Source organism: Hymenobacter sp. HSC-4F20, from assembly GCF_019599275.1.
In the GTDB taxonomy this organism is placed as follows: domain Bacteria; phylum Bacteroidota; class Bacteroidia; order Cytophagales; family Hymenobacteraceae; genus Hymenobacter.
The window spans coordinates 1-420 of record NZ_JAHZTD010000036.1 but is presented as its reverse complement, the minus strand read 5'-3'; the positions used below and the strand labels follow the sequence as shown (position 1 = coordinate 420).

The window sequence follows — 420 nt, the reverse complement described above, 5'->3', positions numbered from 1 at the left end:
ATGACCGGAGGCGTCATCTGCAAACCCCTCATCAGAGAGCGGAGTGGCCCGACCTAGTGGCGGAGACACCAATCACTCAGATCGGAATGTCGGCCGATCATGCACACATGTACGGTGAACTGCTGCCGGTGTTTGAAGACGAGTTTCGTGCCGCCTACGCCCGGCGTGATCCCAAGATAGTCTATCCCGAGACTAACATCGCCCTGAAAGCGCGTGGCATCTACCTAAGTAAATCCTCGCCGGAGTTTCAGAGGGCCGCCCTCGTGGTCCTTGAAGCCCATGTGCGAGCCTACGATGCCATGAAGAAACGGCAGCGAGGGGAAATCATCCCCACTCCGGTCGTGGCCGAGCGGTCTACCTATGAACTCGGACCTAGGCTCTCCGAGGCGCTGGCATCGTGGGCTGCCGGTGGTTCGGCCC

At 60.0% G+C, this 420-nt stretch carries 1 protein-coding gene; it reads left to right on the top strand.

What is annotated here, in order from left to right; genetic code table 11:
- Positions 1-86: 86 nt before the first annotated feature.
- Positions 87-420, top strand: a 334-nt coding sequence (locus tag K3G63_RS22610; RefSeq protein ID WP_220616418.1) for a hypothetical protein, incomplete at its 3' end; no start/stop codon positions are given.